The organism is Hydrogenophaga sp. IBVHS1, from assembly GCF_002127265.1.
In the GTDB taxonomy this organism is placed as follows: domain Bacteria; phylum Pseudomonadota; class Gammaproteobacteria; order Burkholderiales; family Burkholderiaceae_C; genus Hydrogenophaga.
The window spans coordinates 145,894-165,558 of the sequence record NZ_NFUU01000001.1 but is presented as its reverse complement, the minus strand read 5'-3'; the positions used below and the strand labels follow the sequence as shown (position 1 = coordinate 165,558).

The 19,665-nt window shown below is 65.0% G+C and carries 20 protein-coding genes; 3 read left to right on the top strand and 17 right to left on the bottom strand.

All coding sequences use genetic code 11. The features are described from left to right. Window positions 1-2: 2 nt before the first annotated feature. Genes CAP37_RS00815 through CAP37_RS00805 form a run of 3 tightly spaced genes read right to left on the bottom strand, consistent with a single transcriptional unit; the run spans window position 3 to window position 3,614 of the window. Window positions 3-794 carry an enoyl-CoA hydratase/isomerase family protein gene (locus tag CAP37_RS00815; RefSeq protein WP_086122410.1) on the bottom strand — a complete coding sequence of 264 codons (792 nt, stop codon included), beginning with the start codon at window positions 792-794 and terminating at the stop codon, window positions 3-5. Between the two features lie 8 nt (window positions 795-802). Next, window positions 803-1,939 (bottom strand): acyl-CoA dehydrogenase family protein, encoded by a 1,137-nt coding sequence (locus CAP37_RS00810; protein WP_086122409.1) that lies wholly within the window; start codon window positions 1,937-1,939, stop codon window positions 803-805. Window positions 1,940-1,991: 52 nt separating this feature from the next. Next, complete coding sequence (locus CAP37_RS00805; RefSeq protein WP_086122408.1) at window positions 1,992-3,614, bottom strand: carboxyl transferase domain-containing protein; 1,623 nt, start codon at window positions 3,612-3,614, stop codon at window positions 1,992-1,994. A gap of 107 nt (window positions 3,615-3,721) precedes the next feature. On the opposite strand from CAP37_RS00805, the gene CAP37_RS00800 reads away from it, so the two are divergent. Further along, complete coding sequence (locus tag CAP37_RS00800) at window positions 3,722-4,759, top strand: AraC family transcriptional regulator (RefSeq protein ID WP_086122407.1); 1,038 nt, start codon at window positions 3,722-3,724, stop codon at window positions 4,757-4,759. Here CAP37_RS00800 and CAP37_RS00795 read toward each other — a convergent pair. Genes CAP37_RS00795 through CAP37_RS00785 form a run of 3 tightly spaced genes read right to left on the bottom strand, consistent with a single transcriptional unit; the run spans window position 4,724 to window position 6,194 of the window. Continuing rightward, window positions 4,724-5,386, bottom strand: coding sequence for an HAD family phosphatase (locus CAP37_RS00795; protein WP_086122406.1), 663 nt, complete (start codon window positions 5,384-5,386; stop codon window positions 4,724-4,726). The genes CAP37_RS00800 and CAP37_RS00795 overlap by 36 nt on opposite strands. 8 nt (window positions 5,387-5,394) lie before the next feature. After that, the gene (locus CAP37_RS00790) at window positions 5,395-5,772 is read right to left on the bottom strand and encodes a YchJ family protein (protein ID WP_086122405.1); all 378 of its coding nucleotides are present in this window, start codon (window positions 5,770-5,772) and stop codon (window positions 5,395-5,397) included. Continuing rightward, entirely contained in the window at window positions 5,769-6,194 is a 426-nt protein-coding gene (locus CAP37_RS00785) for a rhodanese-like domain-containing protein (protein ID WP_086122404.1), read from the bottom strand. The genes CAP37_RS00790 and CAP37_RS00785 overlap by 4 nt, the downstream gene beginning before the upstream one ends. A gap of 109 nt (window positions 6,195-6,303) precedes the next feature. Here CAP37_RS00785 and CAP37_RS00780 point away from each other — a divergent pair, with 109 nt between their 5' ends. Then, window positions 6,304-7,008, top strand: a complete 705-nt coding sequence (locus CAP37_RS00780) for a glutathione S-transferase C-terminal domain-containing protein (protein WP_086122403.1) — start codon at window positions 6,304-6,306, stop codon at window positions 7,006-7,008. Between the two features lie 2 nt (window positions 7,009-7,010). Here the strand turns inward: CAP37_RS00780 and CAP37_RS00775 are convergent, their stop codons facing one another. From CAP37_RS00775 to CAP37_RS00730, 10 genes are all read right to left on the bottom strand, one after another. After that, window positions 7,011-8,471 carry a TrkH family potassium uptake protein gene (locus CAP37_RS00775; protein ID WP_086124754.1) on the bottom strand — a complete coding sequence of 487 codons (1,461 nt, stop codon included), beginning with the start codon at window positions 8,469-8,471 and terminating at the stop codon, window positions 7,011-7,013. Window positions 8,472-8,493: 22 nt separating this feature from the next. Beyond that, entirely contained in the window at window positions 8,494-9,885 is a 1,392-nt protein-coding gene (trkA, locus tag CAP37_RS00770; RefSeq protein ID WP_086122402.1) for a Trk system potassium transporter TrkA, read from the bottom strand. A gap of 247 nt (window positions 9,886-10,132) precedes the next feature. Then, on the bottom strand, window positions 10,133-11,260 hold the full coding sequence (locus CAP37_RS00765) for an acyl-CoA dehydrogenase family protein (protein WP_086122401.1): 1,128 nt from the start codon (window positions 11,258-11,260) through the stop codon (window positions 10,133-10,135). Window positions 11,261-11,279: 19 nt separating this feature from the next. Next, the gene (locus CAP37_RS00760) at window positions 11,280-12,467 is read right to left on the bottom strand and encodes an acetyl-CoA C-acyltransferase (RefSeq protein WP_086122400.1); all 1,188 of its coding nucleotides are present in this window, start codon (window positions 12,465-12,467) and stop codon (window positions 11,280-11,282) included. A gap of 33 nt (window positions 12,468-12,500) precedes the next feature. After that, entirely contained in the window at window positions 12,501-14,288 is a 1,788-nt protein-coding gene (aceK, locus tag CAP37_RS00755; protein WP_086122399.1) for a bifunctional isocitrate dehydrogenase kinase/phosphatase, read from the bottom strand. A gap of 55 nt (window positions 14,289-14,343) precedes the next feature. Then, on the bottom strand, window positions 14,344-15,003 hold the full coding sequence (can, locus tag CAP37_RS00750) for a carbonate dehydratase (protein ID WP_086122398.1): 660 nt from the start codon (window positions 15,001-15,003) through the stop codon (window positions 14,344-14,346). Window positions 15,004-15,016: 13 nt separating this feature from the next. Further along, window positions 15,017-16,198, bottom strand: a complete 1,182-nt coding sequence (locus tag CAP37_RS00745; RefSeq protein ID WP_086122397.1) for an isovaleryl-CoA dehydrogenase — start codon at window positions 16,196-16,198, stop codon at window positions 15,017-15,019. A gap of 38 nt (window positions 16,199-16,236) precedes the next feature. Then, window positions 16,237-16,698, bottom strand: coding sequence for a PaaI family thioesterase (locus tag CAP37_RS00740; RefSeq protein ID WP_373271028.1), 462 nt, complete (start codon window positions 16,696-16,698; stop codon window positions 16,237-16,239). 78 nt (window positions 16,699-16,776) lie between these two features. Further along, the gene (locus tag CAP37_RS00735; RefSeq protein ID WP_086122396.1) at window positions 16,777-17,145 is read right to left on the bottom strand and encodes a DUF1304 domain-containing protein; all 369 of its coding nucleotides are present in this window, start codon (window positions 17,143-17,145) and stop codon (window positions 16,777-16,779) included. Window positions 17,146-17,183: 38 nt separating this feature from the next. After that, window positions 17,184-17,585 carry a MerR family DNA-binding transcriptional regulator gene (locus CAP37_RS00730; protein WP_086122395.1) on the bottom strand — a complete coding sequence of 134 codons (402 nt, stop codon included), beginning with the start codon at window positions 17,583-17,585 and terminating at the stop codon, window positions 17,184-17,186. 128 nt (window positions 17,586-17,713) lie between these two features. Between CAP37_RS00730 and CAP37_RS00725 the strand changes: the two genes are divergently transcribed. Further along, complete coding sequence (locus CAP37_RS00725) at window positions 17,714-18,781, top strand: MBL fold metallo-hydrolase (RefSeq protein WP_086122394.1); 1,068 nt, start codon at window positions 17,714-17,716, stop codon at window positions 18,779-18,781. On the opposite strand, the gene CAP37_RS00720 is transcribed toward CAP37_RS00725, so the two are convergent. Further along, complete coding sequence (locus tag CAP37_RS00720) at window positions 18,782-19,660, bottom strand: M48 family metallopeptidase (protein WP_086122393.1); 879 nt, start codon at window positions 19,658-19,660, stop codon at window positions 18,782-18,784. Between the last annotated feature and the right edge of the window lie 5 nt (window positions 19,661-19,665).

Genomic DNA, 19,665 nt, shown 5'->3' with positions numbered 1-19,665 from the left:
CCTCAGTCGGCCGGCAGCCAGGCGGGCGCGCGCTTGTTCAGGAACGACTGCAGGCCTTCGCGGCCTTCGTCGCTGGCGCGCACATCGGCAATGCGGCGTGCCGTCTCGGCGCGCAGGGCTTCGGTGATGGGCACACCCACCACGTCTCGCACCAGCCGCTTGCATTCGCGGGAGGCTTTGGAGCCGTTGGCCACCAGCGTGCGAACGAGTTCATCGACTTTTTCGTCCAGCGCCTCAGCGCTGGTGAGTTCGTGCACGAAGCCCAGCGCATGGGCGCGCGCGGCGCTGAAGCGCTCGGCCGTGACCATGTAGCGGCGCGAGGCCTGTGCGCCCATGGCGCGTGCCACATAGGGACTGATGGTGGCGGGCAGCAGGCCCAGGCGCGCTTCCGACAGGCAGAAGGTCGCGCCCTCCACCGCCACCAGCACATCGCAGATGGCCGCCAGCCCCATGCCGCCGGCATAACAGTCGCCCTGAATGCGGCCAATCACCGGCACCGGGCACTGGTCCAGCGTCCAGAGCATGTCGGCCAGCTTCTGCGCGTCGGCGCGGTTCTGGTCCCAGTCGTAGCCTGCCATGGTCTTCATCCAGTTCAGGTCGGCACCGGCACAGAAGGCCTTGCCGTGCGCGCCGAGCACCACCACGCGCAGGTCTTCATCCCTGGCCAGACCTTCAAAAGTGGCCGTGAGCGCAGCGATCACGTCGTCGTTGAAGGCGTTGCGCACGTCGGGGCGGTTCAGCCACACGCGCGCCACGTGCGGCGTGGGGCGGGTCACATCGATCACATTGCTCATGGTGTTCCTCAATACCTCTTGGCCACTTCTTCCAGCATCACCTCGGTGGCGCCACCGCCAATGGCGAGCACGCGCGCATCCCGCCACAGGCGTTCAATCGCCGTTTCGCGGATGAAACCCATGCCGCCGTGAAACTGCTGGCAGGTCTGCACCACCTCGTTCACGAGCTCGCCGGTGAGCGCCTTCAGCATGGACACCTCCTGCACGATGTCCTTGCCCTGCGAGACGCTCCAGGCGCAGTGGTACATGAACTGGCGCGCCGCGCGCACCTTGGCGTCGAGCATCGAGATGCGCTGACGGATGGTCTGCTTGTCCCACAGCGTGGCACCGAAGGCCTGACGCTGGCGCACGTAGTCCAGCGTGATCTGCAAGGCCTGTGTGCAGTGGCCGATGGCCATGGCGCCCAGGGCGATGCGCTCGGTCTGGAAGTTCTTCATCACCGAATAGAAGCCCTTGCCCACGTCACCCAGCACGTTCTCCTGCGGAACCCGCACGTTGTCCAGTACGAGTTCCGCTGTGTCGCTGGAGAGCCAGCCGGTTTTCTTGAGCGCGCGGCCCACCGAGAAACCCGGCGTGCCCTTCTCCACGATGAACATGGTCATGTCGTGGCGCCCGCTGCCGGTTTTGGCGGCGATGAAATACAGGTCGGCGTGAACGCCGTTGGTGATGAACATCTTGGTGCCGTTGAGCACCCAGTCATTTCCTTCCTGTCGCGCCGAGGTGCGGATGCCCGCCACATCAGAACCCGCGCCGGGCTCGGTGATGCCCACCGCCGTGATCATCTCGCCCGAAGTCACCTTCTTCAGGTACTTCGCCTTCTGCGCCGCATTACCGGCGTGGTGCAGGTGCGGGCCAGCCATGTCGGTGTGCACGAGCACGGTGATGATGAAGCCGGCGAAGGTGGACTGCGAAAGCGCCTCGGCAAACACCAGATTGGTCATGGCGTCGGCCTCGCCACCACCGTACTCGCCCTCAAACGCAATGCCCAGCAGGCCAGCCTGCCCCATGCGGCGCAGCACGTCGCGCGGCACCATGCCGGTTTCTTCCCAGGCGGCGGCGTGCGGTTCCACTTCGCGTGCCAGAAAACGCGCAACCTGGTCGCGCAGCAGTTCGTGGTCGGGGTTGTCGTAGATCGTGCTGGTCATGCCCATGTCCTTGGCTGTTGCGGCGCCGAAGACGGCGCAGGGGTGCAGATTGCTACATCCGGAAAATGCCGAATTTCGGTTCGCCGATCGGCGTGTTCAGCGCGGCCGACAAAGCGAGCCCCAGCACGCGGCGGGTGTCGGCAGGGTCGATCACGCCGTCGTCCCAGAGGCGCGCGCTTGAGTAGTAAGGGTGCGACTGGTGGGCGAACTGGTCGAGCACCGGCTGCTTGAATTTCGCTTCCTCTTCGGCGCTCCAGGTACCGCCTTTGGCCTCGATGCCATCGCGCTTGACGGTGGCCAGCACGCCAGCGGCCTGCTCGCCGCCCATGACGCAGATGCGCGCGTTGGGCCACATCCAGAGGAAGCGCGGGCTGTAGGCGCGGCCGCACATGCCGTAGTTGCCGGCGCCATAGCTGCCGCCGATGATCACCGTGAACTTGGGCACCTGCGCGGTGGCCACGGCCGTGACCATCTTGGCGCCGTGGCGGGCAATGCCTTCGCTCTCGTACTTCTTGCCCACCATGAAGCCGGTGATGTTCTGCAGGAACAGCAGCGGCACCTTGCGCTGGCAGCAGAGTTCGATGAAGTGCGCGCCCTTCTGCGCGCTCTCGGAAAACAGCACGCCGTTGTTGGCGACGATGCCGATCGGCATGCCCTCGATGTGCGCGAAGCCGCAGACCAGGGTGGCGCCGTAACGCGCCTTGAACTCGTGGAACTCGCTGCCGTCAACGATGCGGGCGATGATTTCGCGCACGTCGTAAGGCTTGCGCGTGTCGACCGGGATCACGCCGTAGACCTCTTGCGGGTCGTAGAGCGGCGCGCGGGGTTCGCGCAGCGCCTGCGTCGCGATTTTTCGGCGGTTCAGAGTGGCCACCGCCTGGCGCGCCAGGGCGAGTGCGTGGGCATCGTTCTGCGCCAGGTGATCGGCCACCCCCGAGAGGCGCGTGTGCACGTCGCCACCGCCCAGGTCTTCAGCGCTCACGATCTCGCCAATCGCCGCCTTCACCAGCGGCGGGCCGCCCAGGAAAATGGTGCCCTGGTTTTTCACGATGATGGTTTCGTCGCTCATGGCGGGCACGTAGGCGCCACCGGCGGTGCACGAGCCCATCACCACGGCAATCTGCGCGATGCCGTTGGCCGACATGTTGGCCTGGTTGTAGAAGATCCGGCCGAAATGGTCGCGGTCGGGAAACACGTCGTCCTGGTTGGGCAGGTTGGCGCCGCCCGAGTCCACCAGGTAGATGCATATCAGGTTGTTCTGCATCGCCACCTCTTGCGCCCGCAGGTGTTTCTTCACCGTCATCGGGTAGTAGGTGCCGCCCTTCACCGTGGCGTCGTTGCAGACAATCATGCAGTCCACACCGCTCACCCGGCCAATGCCGGTGATGACGCCAGCGCAGGGTGCGCTGTCGGTGCCATCGCGATCGGGGTACATGTTCAGCGCGGCCAGCGGGCTGAGTTCGAGGAAGGGCGTGCCGGGGTCCAGCAGCATCTGCACGCGGTCCCGGGGCAGCAGCTTGCCCCGCTTGGTGTGCTTGGCGCGGGCAGCCTCGCCACCGCCCAGCGTGGCTTTTTCCACCTGCGCCCGGAGGTCGTCGACCACCGCGCGCATGGCCTGGGCGTTGGCCTGGAAGTCGGCGGAACGGGCGTTGAGTTGTGTCTCCAGGATCGACATGGTGGCATCCGTGGTTGTTTTTGGGGATTGTGGAGGATAGACATCGCGCCGACGCGCAGTGGGCCATGCAGGTTGCAAATCGCGCCAATCCGGTAGAAACTTCCCCGATGCCCAGTTCGACCGATACCGCCTCACCCTTTCAAGGCCCTGCGCTGACGCCAATGGCCTTCGTAAGAGCGATGGTGCAGGCCTATGCTGCTCGAAGCCTGGACCCGACTGCGGCCCTGGAACAGGCACAAATCAAGACAGAAGATATCGATGACCCCGCTGCGCGGATCACCGCCACGCAGATGGAGGTGATCTCCGGTGCCGCCATGCGTGAGCTCGACGACGAGGCCCTGGGTTGCTTCGACCGCGCCCTGCCCTGGGGCAGTTATGGGTTGCTCGCGCGCGCCTCGCTGTCATCGCCCACGCTGGGCGTGGCGCTCAAGCGCTGGTGCCGTCACCACGGCTTGCTGGCCACCGACCCGCTGCCGATGCTGGAAATCGAAGGCGACGTGGCGCGCATCGCCGTGCGCCTGCAGCGCGATGTCGGCGCCATGACCGAACTCTGCGTGGTCTCGCTCCTGCGCAACATCCATGGCCTGGCCTGCTGGTACGTGGACTCGCGCATCCCGCTGCGGGGCGCACAGTTGCCCTACCCTGCGCCGCCACACGTCGACGCCTATGCCCTGCTGTTCGACGGCCCTTCGCATTTCGACGCCGGGCACGCCGCCATCCAGTTCGACGCGCGCTACCTCGCCCTGCCGTTGCGCCGTGACGAAGCAGCCATGACGCAACTGCTGCAACGCGCGCTGCCGCTGACCGTGCGCTCTTTCCGGCGCGACCGCCTGCTGGTGCAGCGCGTGCGCCAGGTGCTGGCCACACAACCGCTGGACGCGCACAACGCCGACGACCTGGCGGTTCTGCTCAACCTCTCGGCCCGCACGCTGCACCGCCAGTTGAAAGAGGAAGGCGCCTCGCTGCAGGCCCTGAAAGACGAGGTGCGCCGCCAGCGCGCCACCGAATTGCTGCTGCGCACGAAGCGCCCCATCAAGCAGGTGGCGCAGGCGGCCGGGTTTCAGAACGAGAAGAGCTTCATCCGGGCGTTCAAGGCGTGGACAGGGGAATCACCGGGCGAGTGGCGCGGCAAACAGGTTCTGTAGCTCGTCCATGTGGGCAAACACCCGCTCCACCGCCAAGCCCTCGAACGACCGACCGTGCCCCTCCGGGCAATACCCCCACACCGTCGCCCCCGCCGCAAGCCCTGCCTGTGCGCCGGTGGCCGTGTCTTCAATCACAAGGCAGCGCGCCGGGTCCACACCCAGGTGGGCGGCAGCGGCCAGGTAGACGTCGGGCGCTGGCTTGGAGCGCGGCTGATCGTGGCCGCTGAAGATGCGCTCGCCGAAATAAGGCAGCATGCCCACGTGGTCCAGTTGCATCACCACCTTGGGCCGGTCGGCGCCAGAGGCGCAGGCGATGCGGCCATCGACGTGGCGGTGGATCGCTGCCACCGCTTCCACCGCACCCTGCACCGCCTTGAGCTCGGCCAGCAGGCGCGTGTTGCGCCGTTCGTAGAAGGCCTGCATCCAGGCCTCGGTGAGGGGTTGGCCCGTTTCGGCTTCGATGCGCGCGCGCTCATCGCGCACCGCCTTGCCAATGAACACCTGCATGCACTCGGCCTGCGTGATGGCCCAGCCGCTCTCGTTCAAAACCTCGCGCAGCACGCCATTGGTGATGGGCTCGCTGTCCACCAGCACGCCATCGCAATCAAAAAGAACCGCTTCGAACATGTCGTCCTTCAAGGGAGGATGTCGCCATCCACATAAAACCACTGGCCATCTTCCTGCACGAACTGGCTGCGTTCGTGCAGGCGCTGGCCCCGACCCTGGATGCGAGACCGGGCCACGAACTCGACCTCGGCATGTGAGGCGTCCAGGACCTTGTGGTGCTTCACCTCCAGACCCAGCCATTTCACGCTGCCATCCAGTTCCAGCGACGCGGGTCGATGGCTGGGATGCCAGGTCGCCTGCAGATGCGGCACATCGCCGCGCACAAAGGCGGTGAAGCGCGAGCGCATGAGCAACTCGGCGTCGGGGGCGGGCACACCGGTGCCCATGTAACGGCCGCAGCAGCTGTCGAAAACCGTGCCACGGCCGCAGGGGCAGCTGTCCTTCATCCGGTCTTCTTCGCCTTGCGTTGCTCCAGCGTTTCGGTGGGAGCGCCCTGCTGCACCCACTCTGTGAATCCGCCGTCGATGTGGGCCACGTTGTCCATGCCCATGCGCTTGAGGGTCTCGGTGGCCAGAGCGCTGCGCCAGCCGGCACCGCAGAACAGCACGAATTCCTTGCCTTCGTCGCCGAACACCGGCTTGAAATAGGGCGACGCAGGGTCAACCCAGAATTCGAGCATGCCGCGCGGCGCGTGCAGTGCACCCGGGGCTGTGCCTTCGCGCTCGAGTTCACGCACATCGCGAATGTCCACCAGCTGCAGGGTGGGGTCGCCGGTCTGCATGCGCTCGCGCACCTGGGCAACGCTGTAGGTGGTGATTTGCGCGGTGGCTTCGTCCACGAGCGCGCGGAATCCTTTGGTGACGGGCATGGTCGGGTTCTCCGTAGATGCCGAATTATCGATGTCCTTGCGCGCTGGCGGGTCTTGCCGCGGCGGGTTCCAATGGCGGCTTGTCTTCACCGCAGCCAAGGACCCCCAGATGAGCGCACTCGACAGTTTTCCCATCACGAAGAAGTGGCCCGCCACCTACCCCGATCGCCTGCAACTCTATTCACTGCCCACACCCAACGGCGTGAAGGTGTCGATCATGCTGGAGGAGACCGGCCTGCCCTACGAACCGCACCTGGTCAGCTTCGAGACCAACGACCAGATGTCGCCGGCCTTTCTCTCGCTCAACCCGAACAACAAGATCCCGGCCATCCTGGACCCGAACGGTCCTGATGGTCTACCGCTGGCGTTGTGGGAATCGGGCGCCATCCTGATCTACCTGGCGGGCAAGACCGGCAAGCTGCTGCCCGCTGACGTGGCGGCGCGCTTTGAGACCCTGCAGTGGTTGATGTTCCAGATGGGTGGCGTGGGGCCGATGTTTGGTCAGCTCGGCTTCTTCCACAAGTTCGCCGGCAAGGAATTCGAGGACAAACGCCCACGAGACCGTTACGTGGGGGAGACGAAGCGGCTGCTGGGTGTGCTGAACCAGCGCCTGGAAGGACGCGACTGGATCATGGGCGACGAATACACCATCGCCGACATCGCCACCTGGCCGTGGGTGCGCAACCTGGTGGGTTTCTACGGCGCGGGCGACCTCGTGGGGTTCAAGGATTTCCCCAACCTGGCGCGTGTGCTCGAAGCCTTTGGCGCGCGTCCGGCCGTGCAGCGCGGCCTGAACATCCCACCGCGCGGCTGAACCTACTTCTTCCAGAAGTGGCCGGTGAATAAGACCAGGACGGCAAGCAGTTCGAGGCGACCAAGCAGCATCGCAAAAGTCAGCACCCAGATCTGCACCTGGTTGAGCACGCCGAAGTTGCTCGCCGGGCCCACTTCGCCCAGGCCGGGCCCAATGTTGTTCACGGTGGCGACCACCGCCGAGAACGCGGTGACGATGTCCAGCCCCGTGAACAGCAGCACCATGGTCAGGCCCATGGTGGCCGCGCCGTAGATCAGCATGTAGCCGAGCACGGCGGTCATGACCGTGGGTGGCATGACACGCCCGCCCAGCGTGACGGGGTTGACCACGCGCGGATGGATGATGCGGACCAGCTCACGCCGCGCCTGCTTGACCAGCAGCACCATGCGAACGAGCTTGATGCCGCCGCCGGTGGAACCCGCGCAGGAAACGAAGCAGCCCAGGAACATGAGCAGCACCGGCGCGAACACCGGCCACTGCGCGTAGTCGGTCGACGCGTAACCGGTGGTGGTGGCCACCGACACCACGTGAAAGGCGCTGGTGCGCAAGGCTTCGGGGAAATCGGCCACCACGCCGTGCGCCGTGAGCAGGATGGCCACGGCCACGATGGACACGGTCAGGATGGCGATGTAGGTGCGGATCTCGCGGTCGTTGGTGAGTGGGCGCAGTGTGCGGTGCCGCAGCACGATGAAATAGCGCATGAAGCTCACGCCAGCCAGGGTCATGAAGACGGTGGCCACGGCCTCGATGGCGTGCGAATCCCAGTGACCGAAGCTTGCATCGTGCGACGAAAAGCCCCCCAGACCCATGGTGGTGCACATGTGCATGAAGGCGTCGGCCCAGTCCATGCCGGCCCAGCGGTAAGACAACATGCAGGCCACGGAAAACATCACATACACGCCCCACAGGCCACGCGCCGTCTCCGATATTCGCGGCGTGAACTTGGTGTCTTTCATCGGGCCCGGCGTCTCGGCCCGGTAGAGCTGCACGCCGCCCAGGCCCAGCAGCGGCAGCACCGCCACCACCAGCAGCATGATGCCCAGCCCCCCCACGAGCTGCAGGAAACAGCGCCAGACGTTGACCGAAATGGGCAGAGCATCCAGGCCAGACAACGCGGTGGCACCGGTGGCGGTGAGCGCGCTCATGGCTTCGAAATAGGCCTTGGTCCAGGTGATGTCGGGCACGGTGAACATCAGCGGCACTGCCGCAAAAGCGGGCAACAGCGTCCACACCAGGTTAACCAGGAGAAAGCCATCCTTGGCCTGGAGTTCACGCCGGTGTCTGCGGGTGGTCTGCCAGAGAATCAGGCCGCAGGTGGTGGTGAACGCGAAGCCGTAGGCCCACACCAGCGCATGGTGGCGCTCGTCCAGAAACCAGGCCCAGGCCAGCGGCACCAGAAAAGCCGGCGAGAACGCCAGCACGATGCGCGAGAAGACCGAGAGAACAGGGAGCAGGCTGTGCAGCACGAAAAGATTCCGCCAGGCGTCAGCCGAAGAAGGTGGCACCCACCTGGAACAGCTTTTCCACTTCGCGCACGAGGCGCTTGTTCGGGATGAACATGATGATGTGGTCGTCGGCCTGGATCACGGTGTCGTGGTGCGGCATCAGCACCTCGGACTTGCGGCCTTCCCCGCGAACGATGGCGCCAATGCGCGTCCCCTTGGGCAGCTTGACCTCTTCCACCTTGCGGCCCACGAGCTTGCTGGTCTTCACATCGCCGCGCGCAATGCCTTCCAGCGCCTCGGCCGCACCCCGGCGCAGGCTGTGCACCGCCGCCACATCGCCACGGCGCAGGTGCGTGAGCAGCTCGCCGATGACGGTCTGTGAGGGCGAGATGGCGATGTCAATCGTGCTGCCCTGCATCATGTCGGCGTAGGCGCGGCGGTTGATCAGGGACAGGACTCGGTTGGCGCCCATGCGCTTGGCCAGCATGGCCGACATGATGTTGTCCTCGTCGTCGCTGGTGAGCGCGAGGAACATGTCCATCTGGCCCACGTTTTCTTCAAGCAGCAGGTCCTCGTCGGCACCGTCGCCCTGCAGGATGAGCATGCTGGAAGGCAACTGGCTGGCCAGATACTCGCACCGCTTCTGGTCGCGCTCGATGATCTTGACCTCGCACTGGCCCGACAGCGTTCGAGCCAGACGCAGACCGACCTTGCCGCCCCCGGCGATCATGATGCGGCGCACCGGCTCGTCGATGTTGTGGATCGCGCCCAGCACGTAGCGGATCTTCTGCGTGTCGGCCAGCACAAAGACTTCGTCGCCCGCGAGGATGCGCGTTTCCGGCGTGGCCCCCATCTCGGTGTCGAGGCGGTAGAGGGCCACCACGCGCATCTCGGCCTGAGGAAAGCGATCGCGGAACTCACCGATGGTGTGGCCCACGAGCGCGCCCCCGTGTGCGGCACGCACCGCGATGAGGCTGGCTCGTCCATCGGCAAACTCCAGCACCTGCAGGGCTTCGGGGTAGCTGATGAGCTGGTGGATGTAGCGGGTCACCGACTCTTCGGGGCAGATCACATGGTCCACCGCAAAGCCATTCTTGCCCAGCAGTGCGTCGCCTTCGTTGAACTCGGGAGAGCGCAGGCGCGCAATGGTGCTGGGCACGTTGAAAATGTCGTGCGCAATCTTGCAGACCACCAGGTTGGCTTCGTCGTTGGCGGCGCAGGCAATCAACATATCGGCGTCTTTGGCGCCGGCTTCCTGCAGCACCGAGGGCTGGATGCCGTTGCCGACCACGCCTCGAAGATCGATGCGCTCTTCCAGGCTGCGCAATCGGGCCGGATCCATGTCGATTACGGTGATGTCGTTCTGCTCGGAGACCAGGCTCTCTGCGACGCTTTCTCCGACGCGACCTGCACCCAGGATGATGATGTTCATGGTTTGGAATGGTACCCCCCGCGCCGCCTTCGGCGTCACCCCCCAGGGGGCGATGCCTGTGGCCCGGCAAAGCCGGTTCCACGGCATCCTGAAAAAATGCAGCCTCGCCCGCCGGAAGGTCGCCGGTGACCGGGTTGCCCGGCGCAGCGAAATTAAGGAGGAGGGGGCCGAAGGCCACCGGGGGACATTCGCGGAGCCGGGCAACCCGGTCACCGACGACCGCTCCCACCGGAGAGCTCTAAATTGGTCAAGCCAGCGCGCGCTGAATGATGATCTTCTGCACGTCCGACGTGCCTTCGTAGATCTGGCATACCCGCACGTCCCGATAAATGCGCTCGACCGGAAAGTCGTTCACATAGCCATAGCCACCATGCACCTGAATGGCCGCCGAGCACACCGCCTCGGCCATTTCGCTGGCAAACAACTTGGCCATGGCCGCCTCCTTCAGACAGGGCTCGCCCGCATCCCGCAGCGTGGCTGCATGGTGCGTTAGCGCGCGCGCAGCCTCGATCTGCGTGGCCATGTCGGCCAACCGAAAGCCCACGGCTTGGTGGTTAAAAATCGGCTGGCCAAAACTTTCGCGCTGCTTGGAATACGTGAGCGCACACTCAAATGCGCTGCGCGCCATGCCGATGCTCTGCGCGGCAATCCCGATGCGACCGCCCTCCAGCGCCGACAAGGCGATCTTGTAGCCCTCCCCCTCAGCGCCGATCAGGTTCTCCGCAGGAATCCGGCAGTTCTCGAAACGGATCTGCGCTGTGTCGCTGCTGTGCTGGCCCAGCTTTTCCTCCAGGCGCTCCACCAGATAACCCGGCGTGCTGGTGGGCACTACAAAGGCGCTCATGCCCTTCTTGCCAGCGCCCTTGTCCGTGACCGCGATCACGATGGCCAGGTGCCCGTTCTTGCCGCTGGTGATGAACTGCTTCACGCCGTTGATCACATACTCGTCGCCCTGCTTCACAGCCGTGGCGCGCAAGGCCGACGCATCCGACCCCACATGCGGCTCCGTGAGGCAGAACACGCCGAGCATCTGGCCAGCGGCCAGCGGTCGCAGCCATTGCTCCTGCTGACGGGCATTGCCGTAGCGCATCAGGATCGCATTCACCGGGCAGTTGGTGACACTGATGGCGGTGCTGGTGCCGCCATCGCCAGCGGCGATTTCCTCCAGCACCACGGCCAGCGTCACGTAGTCCAGCCCGGCGCCACCCAGGGCCTCGGGCACGCAGATGCCGTAGGCGCCCAGCTCGGCCAGCCCCTGGTGCACATCCTTCGGAAAATGGTGCTCCTTGTCCCAACGCGCGGCGTTCGGCCACAGCTGCTCCTGGGCGAATGCGCGCACCGCGTCGCGGATCATGAGTTGGTCCTGGTTCAGCATGGCTTGGGTCCAGTTCTGATCACATCAACTCGACAGCCATGGCGGTGGCTTCGCCGCCGCCAATGCACAGCGTCGCCACGCCCTTCTTGCCACCGCGCGCCTTCAGCGCATGGATCAACGTGACCAGAATGCGCGCACCGCTGGCGCCGATGGGGTGGCCCAGCGCGCAGGCGCCGCCGTTCACGTTCACCTTCTCGTGCGGAATGCTCAGCTCGGTCATGAGCGCCATGGGCACCACAGCGAAAGCTTCGTTGATTTCCCACAGGTCCACATCCGACACGGCCCAGCCGGTTTTTTCCAGCAGCTTCTGCGTGGCGCCGACCGGCGCGGTGGCGAACCAGTTGGGCTCCTGCGCGTGGGTGGTGTGGCCCACGATGCGCGCCAGCGGCTTGGCGCCCAGCTTCTGCGCGGTGGACTGGCGCATGAGCACCAGCGCGGCCGCGCCGTCGTTGATGGAGGAGCTCGAGGCCGCCGTGATGGTGCCGTCCTTCTTGAAGGCGGGCTTCAGGCTGGTGACCTTGTCGAGCTTGACCTTGCCCGGACCTTCGTCGGTGGACACCACGCGCTCGCCGCTGCGGTCCTTCACCGTCACGGGCGTGATCTCCACTGCAAAGGCGCCACTCTCGGTGGCCGCCTTGGCGCGCGTAACCGAGGCGATGGCGAAAGCGTCCTGCTGCTCGCGCGTGAAGCTGTACTTGGCCGCGCAATCTTCACCGAACGTGCCCATGGATCGGCCAGGTTCGTAGGCATCTTCCAGGCCGTCGAGCATCATGTGATCAAAGATCTTGTCGTGGCCCATGCGGTAGCCGCCCCGGCCCTTCTGCAGCAGGTAGGGTGCGTTGGTCATGCTTTCCATGCCGCCCGCCACCATCACGGTGGCGCTGCCGGCCGCCAGCATGTCGTGCGCGAGCATGGTGGCCTTCATGCCGGAACCGCACATTTTTGAGAGCGTGACGGCGCCGGCCGACTTCGGCAGGCCGCCCTTGAAGGCCGCTTGCCGCGCGGGGGCCTGACCCTGGCCGGCCATCAGGCAGTTGCCGAACAGCACCTCGTCAACCAGTGCGGGGTCGATGCCGGCGCGCTGCACCGCCGCCTGGATGGCAGCGCCGCCGAGGTCGTGCGCGGACAGGCTGGCAAAGTCGCTCTGGAACGAGCCCATGGGAGTGCGCGCGGCACCGACGATGACGATGGGATCTGCTTGTGACATGAAGGGTCTCCTTGAAGGGATGAAGAAAAAGGGTCAGGCGAGCGCATGCGCCAGGAAACGGCGATCGCGCTCGTAGGGGAAAACATCGTGCACATGGCCAGCGGCAATGCGCTCCTTGTGCTGCTGCCAGAAGTCGGCGTCGAGCAGGTCGGCGTGGTGCTTCATGAACACCTCGCGCACCCATTGATTGCCGAGCAGGAAAGGGCCGAAGGTTTCGGGAAACACATCGTGCTTGCCCACCGGGTACCAGACCTCGCCGGACAACTCGTCTTCTTCGTTGCGCGGCGCGGGCACGCGGCGGAACTGGCAATCGGTGAGGTACTCGATCTCGTCGTAGTCGTAGAACACCACCTTGCCGTGGCGGGTGATGCCAAAGTTCTTCCACAGCATGTCGCCCGGAAAAATGTTGCCGGCCACCAGGTCCTTGATGGCGTTGCCGTATTCGATCACTGCGCGCTCGACCTGCGCCTTCGCCCCGGTGTCGAAGGCCTCCTGCAGGTAGATGTTGAGCGGGATCATTCGGCGTTCGATGTAGACGTGTTTCAGCACCACTTCGATGGTGCCGTCGCCATCGCGGTCGCTGATCTCGAGCTGGCTGGGCGCGAACTGCTGGATTTCGGCAATCAGTTCATCGGTGAAGCGTTCACGCGGGAACCCCACTTCAGAGAACTCCAGCGTATCTGCCATGCGACCCACGCGATCGTGCTGCTTGACCAGCAGGTACTTGCCACGAATCTGCTCGCGCGAGGTGTCCTTCTGCGGCGGGTAGTAATCTTTGATGAGCTTGAACACGAACGGAAAACTCGGCAGATCAAACACCAGCATGACCATGCCCTTGATGCCGGGCGCGATGCGGAACCGGTCGGTGCTGTGGCGCATGTGGAAGAGGAAGTCGCGGTAGAACAGCGTCTTGCCCTGCTTGGCCAGGCCGAGCGCGTTGTAGAGCTCGGCGCGCGGCTTGCGCGGCATCATGCCGCGCAAGAACTGCACATACGCGCTGGGCACTTCCATGTCGACCATGAAATACGCGCGCGCAAAACTGAACAGCATGAGCAGGTCGTCGTCGCCAAACAGCGCGGCGTCGATCACCAGCTGGCCACCGATGTTGTGCAACACCGGCAGGGCGAACGGCACTTCCTGGAAGCCATTGATGATCTTGCCGACCACGTAGGCACCCTTGTTCCGGTAGAACAGGCTGGAGAGCACCTGGAACTGGAAGTTCGCACGCAAGCGGGTGTGGTCAAAGTGCTGCAGCATCGCGCCCAGCACCAGGCCCGCATCGCGCGGCAGGTCTTCAAAGGGCACGCGCAGATCGAAGTCTTCGAGCAGGTGAAGCAACTCGGCCTTCATGTTGTCGGCCGTGGGGTAGTAGCAGCGGTAGGTCGGTTTTGCGCTCGGTTCTTCGTTTTCGATGTACTCGGTCGAGACCGCCGGGCGCACGAAGATGAAGTCGTTTTGAAAGTACGCGCGCTTCAGAATCTTGGTGGTGACCGAATTGAAAAAGGTCTCGGCCAGCTCGGGCTGGTGGTGGTTCACCAGCAGCCCGATGTAGTGCAGCTTGACCTGCTCCCACACCGCCATGGGCTGCTGGTCGGCCTGGAATTCCTTCATGAGGCGCATGAGGCATTCCTTGACCCGCAGGTCGTAGAACTCGATGCGCTCGCGCTGCGCCCGCTGCTGCCCCAGCCAGTCACGCGTCTCGAACCGGTGCTTGGCGCGGGCCGACTCGGTGCGGAACAGCCGGTAGTGCCGGTTGAAGCCGTCCAGCATGGCCTTGGCGATGGCGTAGGCCTGCGGAGCGTCAAGGCGTTGAGGAAACATGGTGCGGGGTGGCTGGGTTGTCCCGCGATGTGGGTGAGCAGGGTCGAGCCGGCGCTCAGCTCTGCCGCACCGCCCCCACGCCTGCCACCGCCGCGCGGTAGACCGCTTCGATCTGGTCCTTCCCGTCGACGGTCATGTGCATGTCGTGCAGCAAGCCGTCGCGCAGGCCGTACACCCAGCCGTGCAGTGTCAGCGACTGTCCGCGCGCCCAGGCGTCCTGCACCACGGTGGTCTGTGCCACGTTCATCACCTGCTCGATGGCGTTGAGCTCACACAACACGTCGCCGCGGTGCTGCTCAGGTGTGGCTTCAATCAGCGCTGCGTGCCGGTCGCGCACATCCTTGATGTGGCGCAGCCAGTTGTCGGCCAGGCCCACGCGCACGTCGCGCAGCGCGGCCTGCACGCCACCACATCCGTAATGCCCCACCACCATGAGGTGCTGCACCTTGAGCATGTCCACCGCGTACTGGATGGTGGAGAGGCAGTTCAGGTCGGTCGGCACCACCACGTTGGCCACGTTGCGGTGCACGAACACCTCGCCGGGGTCCAGGCCGGTGATCTGGTTGGCTGGCACGCGGCTGTCCGAACAACCGATCCACATGTAGCGCGGGCTCTGTTGCGAGAGCAGGTCGGTGAAGAAGGTAGGACGCGCGGCCACCATCTCGGCGGCCCAGGCGCGGTTGCGATGAAACAGGTCGGTGAGTTGGGCGGTCATGGGGCGATCTTAATCAGCACGTTTCGGCAAACAGCTCCCGGCCGATCAGCATGCGGCGGATTTCGCTCGTGCCAGCGCCGATTTCGTAGAGCTTGGCATCCCGCCAGAGGCGTCCCAGCGGGTATTCGTTGATGTAGCCGTTGCCGCCAAAAATCTGGATGCCGTTGCCGGCCATTTTGGTGGCCTCTTCAGCGCACCACAGAATGACGGACGCGCAGTCCTTTCGGACCTGGCGGACATGTTCGGCGCCCAGCAAATCCAGGTTCTTTGCCACCGTGTAGGCAAACGAACGGCCGGCCTGCAGCACGGTGTACATGTCGGCCACTTTGCCCTGGATGAGCTGGAACTCGCCGATGCTCTGGCCGAACTGCTTGCGGTCGTGAATGTAGGGAACGATGTTGTCCATGACGGCCTGCATGATGCCCAGCGGTCCGCCGGTGAGCACGGCGCGCTCGTAGTCCAGTCCGCTCATAAGCACCTTGGCGCCGTTGTTCAGGCCGCCCAGGATGTTCTCGACCGGCACTTCGACGTTGTTGAACACCATCTCACCGGTGTGACTGCCGCGCATGCCGAGCTTGTCCAGCTTCTGCGCGGTGCTGAAACCTTTCATGCCTTTCTCGACGAGGAAAGCGGTGACGCCACGCGCGCCCATCTCGGGCTCGGACTTGGCATAGACCACCATGGTGTCGGCATCGGGCCCGTTGGTGATCCACATCTTGCTGCCGTTGAGCAGGTAGTAGCCGCCCTTGTCCTCGGCCTTGAGTTTCATGGAAATCACATCCGAGCCCGCACCGGGTTCGCTCATCGCCAGCGCGCCCACGTGTTCGCCCGAAATGAGCTTGGGCAGGTATTTCTTGCGCTGCGCGTCGTTGCCGTTGCGCTTGATCTGGTTCACGCACAGGTTGCTGTGCGCGCCGTAAGACAGTCCCACCGACGCACTGGCGCGGCTGATTTCCTCCATGGCGATCATGTGCGCCAGATAGCCCATGCCGGCGCCACCGTATTCCTCGCCCACGGTGATGCCGAGCACGCCAAGGTCGCCCATCTTGCGCCACAGGTCCATCGGAAACTGGTCGCTGGCGTCGATCTCGCCTGCGCGTGGGGCAATCTCGGCCTGGGCAAAATCGCGCACCGCGTCGCGCAGGGCATCGATGTCTTCGCCAAGCTGGAAATTCAGGCCGGGGAGCTGGTTCATGGTGGTCTTCCTCTTTGTGTTGATGTGTGTTGTCGGGCTCAGCCCTGGATGTGGTCTCGACCGACCACCGCCATGAGCGTGCAGCCCATGGTGGCCACCAGTTTTTCGCGCCCACCCTCGATGGCAAAAGCCTGGCCTTCGCACACCGTGACGGTGCGCCCGGGCTTGATCACGGTGCCGACCATGCGGAAATGTTCGCCTTGCGCGGGTGCCAGCAGGTTGATCTTGAACTCGATGGTCAGCACGGCTGCGTCCTCTGCCATCAGGGTGAAACCCGCGTAGCCACAGGCCGAATCGAGCGCGGTGGCGACCATGCCGGCGTGCAGAAAACCGTGTTGCTGGGTCAGCGGCTCGGCCCAGGGCAGCGTGATCACCACTTGGCCGGGCCTCACCTCGGCCAGGCTGGCACCCAGCGTCCGCATGGCCGCCTGGCGCGCGAAGCTCTCGCGCGTGCGGGCGTCAAACAGAGGGTTCCGGGGTTCGAATGCGGGTGGGTTCACGACAGCCTCGATGGTGCGGACAGCCCGCGATTCTACGTTGACGTTTACGTAAACGTCAACTCACGACAACTGGTGGAATCAGGCCGCGCTGCGGCTCAGGTAGAGCAGCACCAGGCCCACGGCCGCAGGCAGCGCCTGCACATAAAGAATCTTGCGGCTGGCGGTGGCCGCGCCGTACAGCCCGGCCACCAGCACGCAGGCCAGGAAGAACACCTTCACGCCGAAACCTTCGGCGCCGAGCCACAGGCCCCAGACCAGGCCCGCAGCCAGGAACCCGTTGTAGAGGCCCTGATTGGCGGCCAGCACCTTGGTGGCGGCCGCGGAAGCGGGCGTCTGGCCAAAGGCGCGCAGGCCAGCGGGCTTGTCCCAGAGAAACATCTCCAGCACCAGGAAGTAAACATGCAGAAGTGCGACGAGACCGATGACGACACTGGCGACCACTGACATGACGAATCCTTGTTGATGCAAGACACGGGCGCGAAAGCTTACGCCTTCTTCTCCACCTTGCCCAGCAAGGAGCGGGCTTCCTTCTCGTGCGTTTTCACCTCGTCGAGGTTGGCCACCAGATCGGCCATTTGCTCTTCGAGTTCGCGGCGGTGATCGGCCAGCACCGCGAGAAACTTGCGCAGCTGTGGCCCGGTGTCGCGCGGGCTGTCGTACATGTCGATGATCTCGCGCGCTTCGGTGAGTGAGAGCCCCAGCCTTTTGGCGCGCAAGGTGAGCTTGAGACGCGTGCGATCGCGCGAGGTGTAGACGCGGTTGCGTCCGCCCGGGCCTTCTCGCTGTGGCTGCAGCAGCCCCATGTCTTCATAGAAACGAATGGCGCGGGTGGTCAGGTCGAACTCGCGCGCCAGGTCGCTGATGGTGTAGGTCGGGTTCGTCGCCATGGGTTGGAAATGACCTTGCGTGCCGTGTCGGGTTTCAGACAGTGCGAGACGCCGTCGCTCCTTAGAATGCCGGGAGTCTTTACGTTTACGTCAACGTCACTTGGCGATCTTAACGGAATCCCGCCTCCATGAGCCTCTCCCGCGAGCAGCTTGAAGCCCGGCTGCACTACCCCCTGGGTGATACGTTGCCCGACACCGGCCGATCCCTGGAGGTCGCGCCCGGTGTGCGATGGGTCCGCATGGGGCTGCCCTTTGCCCTCGACCACATCAACCTGTGGTTGCTGCGTGACCATCTCGACGGCCGTGAAGGCTGGACGGTGGTGGATTGCTGCATTGCGCATGAGGCCGCTCAGGCGCAGTGGGAAACGATCTTCTCCAATGAGCTGCAGGGCCTGCCCGTGCTGCGCGTGATCGTCACCCACATGCACCCGGACCACATCGGCCTGGCCGACTGGCTGTGCGAAAAGTGGAACTGCCGGCTGTGGGTCAGCGCGACCGACTTCTCCATGGCGCGCCTCGGCTCGCAAAGCACCACCGGCTTCGGTGGCGAGGCGGCCGCGAACTTCTTTGCCGCGAACGGCCTCAGCGACCCTGAGAGCCTGGCGAAGATTCGGGGCCGAGCCAGCTACTACCCCAGCCTCGTGCCTTCGGTACCCAGCGAGTACCGCCGTCTCTACGACGGCCTGCTAGTCCCGATCGGCGGTCACCACTGGCGCTGCATCAGCGGCTACGGTCATGCACCGGAACACATGGCGCTGCACTGCGAGACACTCGGCGTGCTGATCAGTGGCGACATGGTGTTGCCGCGCATCTCCACCAACGTGAGCGTTTACGACCAGGAGCCCGAGGCCGACTCGCTCACGCTGTTCCTCGATTCGCTGGAGAAATACCTGCCGCTGCCGACCACCACCTTGGTATTGCCTTCCCACGGCAAACCGTTCACCGGGTTGCACGAGCGCATTCAGCAACTGAAAGACCACCACCGCGATCGCCTCGCCGAAGTCAGGCAGGCCTGCGGCGAAAAACCCTGTAGCGGCGCGGACGTGCTGCCGGTGCTGTTCCCGCGCGCCCTCGACCTGCACCAGACCACCTTCGCCATGGGCGAGGCGGTGGCACACCTGCACTGGTTGTGGATGGCCGGTGAGCTCAGGCGCGAGCGCGACGCGCAGGGCGTGTGGCGGTTCAGCGCCGCCTGATCACTCGTCCAGCGGCACCGCCGCCTCCCGCAGCGCGCGCCGCCGATCGGCGTGGTCGGGCAGCACGCTGGCCACCACGTCCCAGAAACGCGGGCTGTGGTCCATGTGGCGCAGGTGGCTGAGTTCGTGCACCACCACGTAGTCCACCATGTCCAGCTTCAGGTGGATGAGCCGCCAGTTCAGGCGGATGCTGCCGTCGGCGCTGGCGCTGCCCCAGCGCGTGCCGGCGCTCGACAGCCGAAGCTTCGTGTAGCGCACGCCAAGCTGCGGCGCGAAGTGGTCGAGCCGTTCGATGAAGAGCGCCCTCGCCTGACGCATGAGCCAGGCTTGCGCCGCATCGCGGATCTGGCCTTCGTTGGCGTTGTGGGCCAGCCCCAGGCGCAGCGTGGCCAGCTCCCCGTCGGTGTCGAGCACGGCACCCACCTGCGTGAAGCCATGCGCCGGGTCGAGCACAAGCCGCAGACGGCGGCCCAGGTAATCGAGCTCGGCGCCATCGGCCCAGACGATCCGGGCCTGGTCGAGCTCGCTGGCGCGTTCGCGAGCGCTCTGCAGCTTCTCAAGCACCCAGGCCGATTTGTCGTGAAGCAGCGCCTCGACCTCGCCCACCGGGGTCCAGCGCGGCGCCCGCACGCTCAGGCCATCGGTGCTGATGGACAAGCCGATGGTGCGGCGCTTGGCGCGCTTGAATTCGTAGCCCACTTCACAGGAGCCAAGTCGCAACATGCGGTTGGCGCGCGGGTGGTGCCATGCAGCAGGCTGGAACACCTGCGTCATCGAAAGCGCAGGCGGCTCCTGCTTGCGGGGTGCAGGCGCAGCGGGCGCCACGGTGGCCTCGGACCCACCGAAAAAATCGAGCGCCAGTTGCACGAAGCGCTGCATGCTGT

Excerpts from the sequence above, each read along its gene's own strand:
- CAP37_RS00815 (WP_086122410.1), bottom strand. The coding sequence starts at position 794 with ATGAGCAATGTGATCGATGTGACCCGCCCCACGCCGCACGTGGCGCGC.
- CAP37_RS00810 (WP_086122409.1), bottom strand. The coding sequence starts at position 1,939 with ATGACCAGCACGATCTACGACAACCCCGACCACGAACTGCTGCGCGAC.
- CAP37_RS00805 (WP_086122408.1), bottom strand. The coding sequence starts at position 3,614 with ATGTCGATCCTGGAGACACAACTCAACGCCCGTTCCGCCGACTTCCAG.
- CAP37_RS00800 (WP_086122407.1), top strand. The coding sequence starts at position 3,722 with ATGCCCAGTTCGACCGATACCGCCTCACCCTTTCAAGGCCCTGCGCTG.
- CAP37_RS00795 (WP_086122406.1), bottom strand. The coding sequence starts at position 5,386 with ATGTTCGAAGCGGTTCTTTTTGATTGCGATGGCGTGCTGGTGGACAGC.
- CAP37_RS00790 (WP_086122405.1), bottom strand. The coding sequence starts at position 5,772 with ATGAAGGACAGCTGCCCCTGCGGCCGTGGCACGGTTTTCGACAGCTGC.
- CAP37_RS00785 (WP_086122404.1), bottom strand. The coding sequence starts at position 6,194 with ATGCCCGTCACCAAAGGATTCCGCGCGCTCGTGGACGAAGCCACCGCG.
- CAP37_RS00780 (WP_086122403.1), top strand. The coding sequence starts at position 6,304 with ATGAGCGCACTCGACAGTTTTCCCATCACGAAGAAGTGGCCCGCCACC.
- trkA (WP_086122402.1), bottom strand. The coding sequence starts at position 9,885 with ATGAACATCATCATCCTGGGTGCAGGTCGCGTCGGAGAAAGCGTCGCA.
- CAP37_RS00765 (WP_086122401.1), bottom strand. The coding sequence starts at position 11,260 with ATGCTGAACCAGGACCAACTCATGATCCGCGACGCGGTGCGCGCATTC.
- CAP37_RS00760 (WP_086122400.1), bottom strand. The coding sequence starts at position 12,467 with ATGTCACAAGCAGATCCCATCGTCATCGTCGGTGCCGCGCGCACTCCC.
- aceK (WP_086122399.1), bottom strand. The coding sequence starts at position 14,288 with ATGTTTCCTCAACGCCTTGACGCTCCGCAGGCCTACGCCATCGCCAAG.
- can (WP_086122398.1), bottom strand. The coding sequence starts at position 15,003 with ATGACCGCCCAACTCACCGACCTGTTTCATCGCAACCGCGCCTGGGCC.
- CAP37_RS00745 (WP_086122397.1), bottom strand. The coding sequence starts at position 16,198 with ATGAACCAGCTCCCCGGCCTGAATTTCCAGCTTGGCGAAGACATCGAT.
- CAP37_RS00735 (WP_086122396.1), bottom strand. The coding sequence starts at position 17,145 with ATGTCAGTGGTCGCCAGTGTCGTCATCGGTCTCGTCGCACTTCTGCAT.
- CAP37_RS00730 (WP_086122395.1), bottom strand. The coding sequence starts at position 17,585 with ATGGCGACGAACCCGACCTACACCATCAGCGACCTGGCGCGCGAGTTC.
- CAP37_RS00725 (WP_086122394.1), top strand. The coding sequence starts at position 17,714 with ATGAGCCTCTCCCGCGAGCAGCTTGAAGCCCGGCTGCACTACCCCCTG.
- CAP37_RS00720 (WP_086122393.1), bottom strand. The coding sequence starts at position 19,660 with ATGCAGCGCTTCGTGCAACTGGCGCTCGATTTTTTCGGTGGGTCCGAG.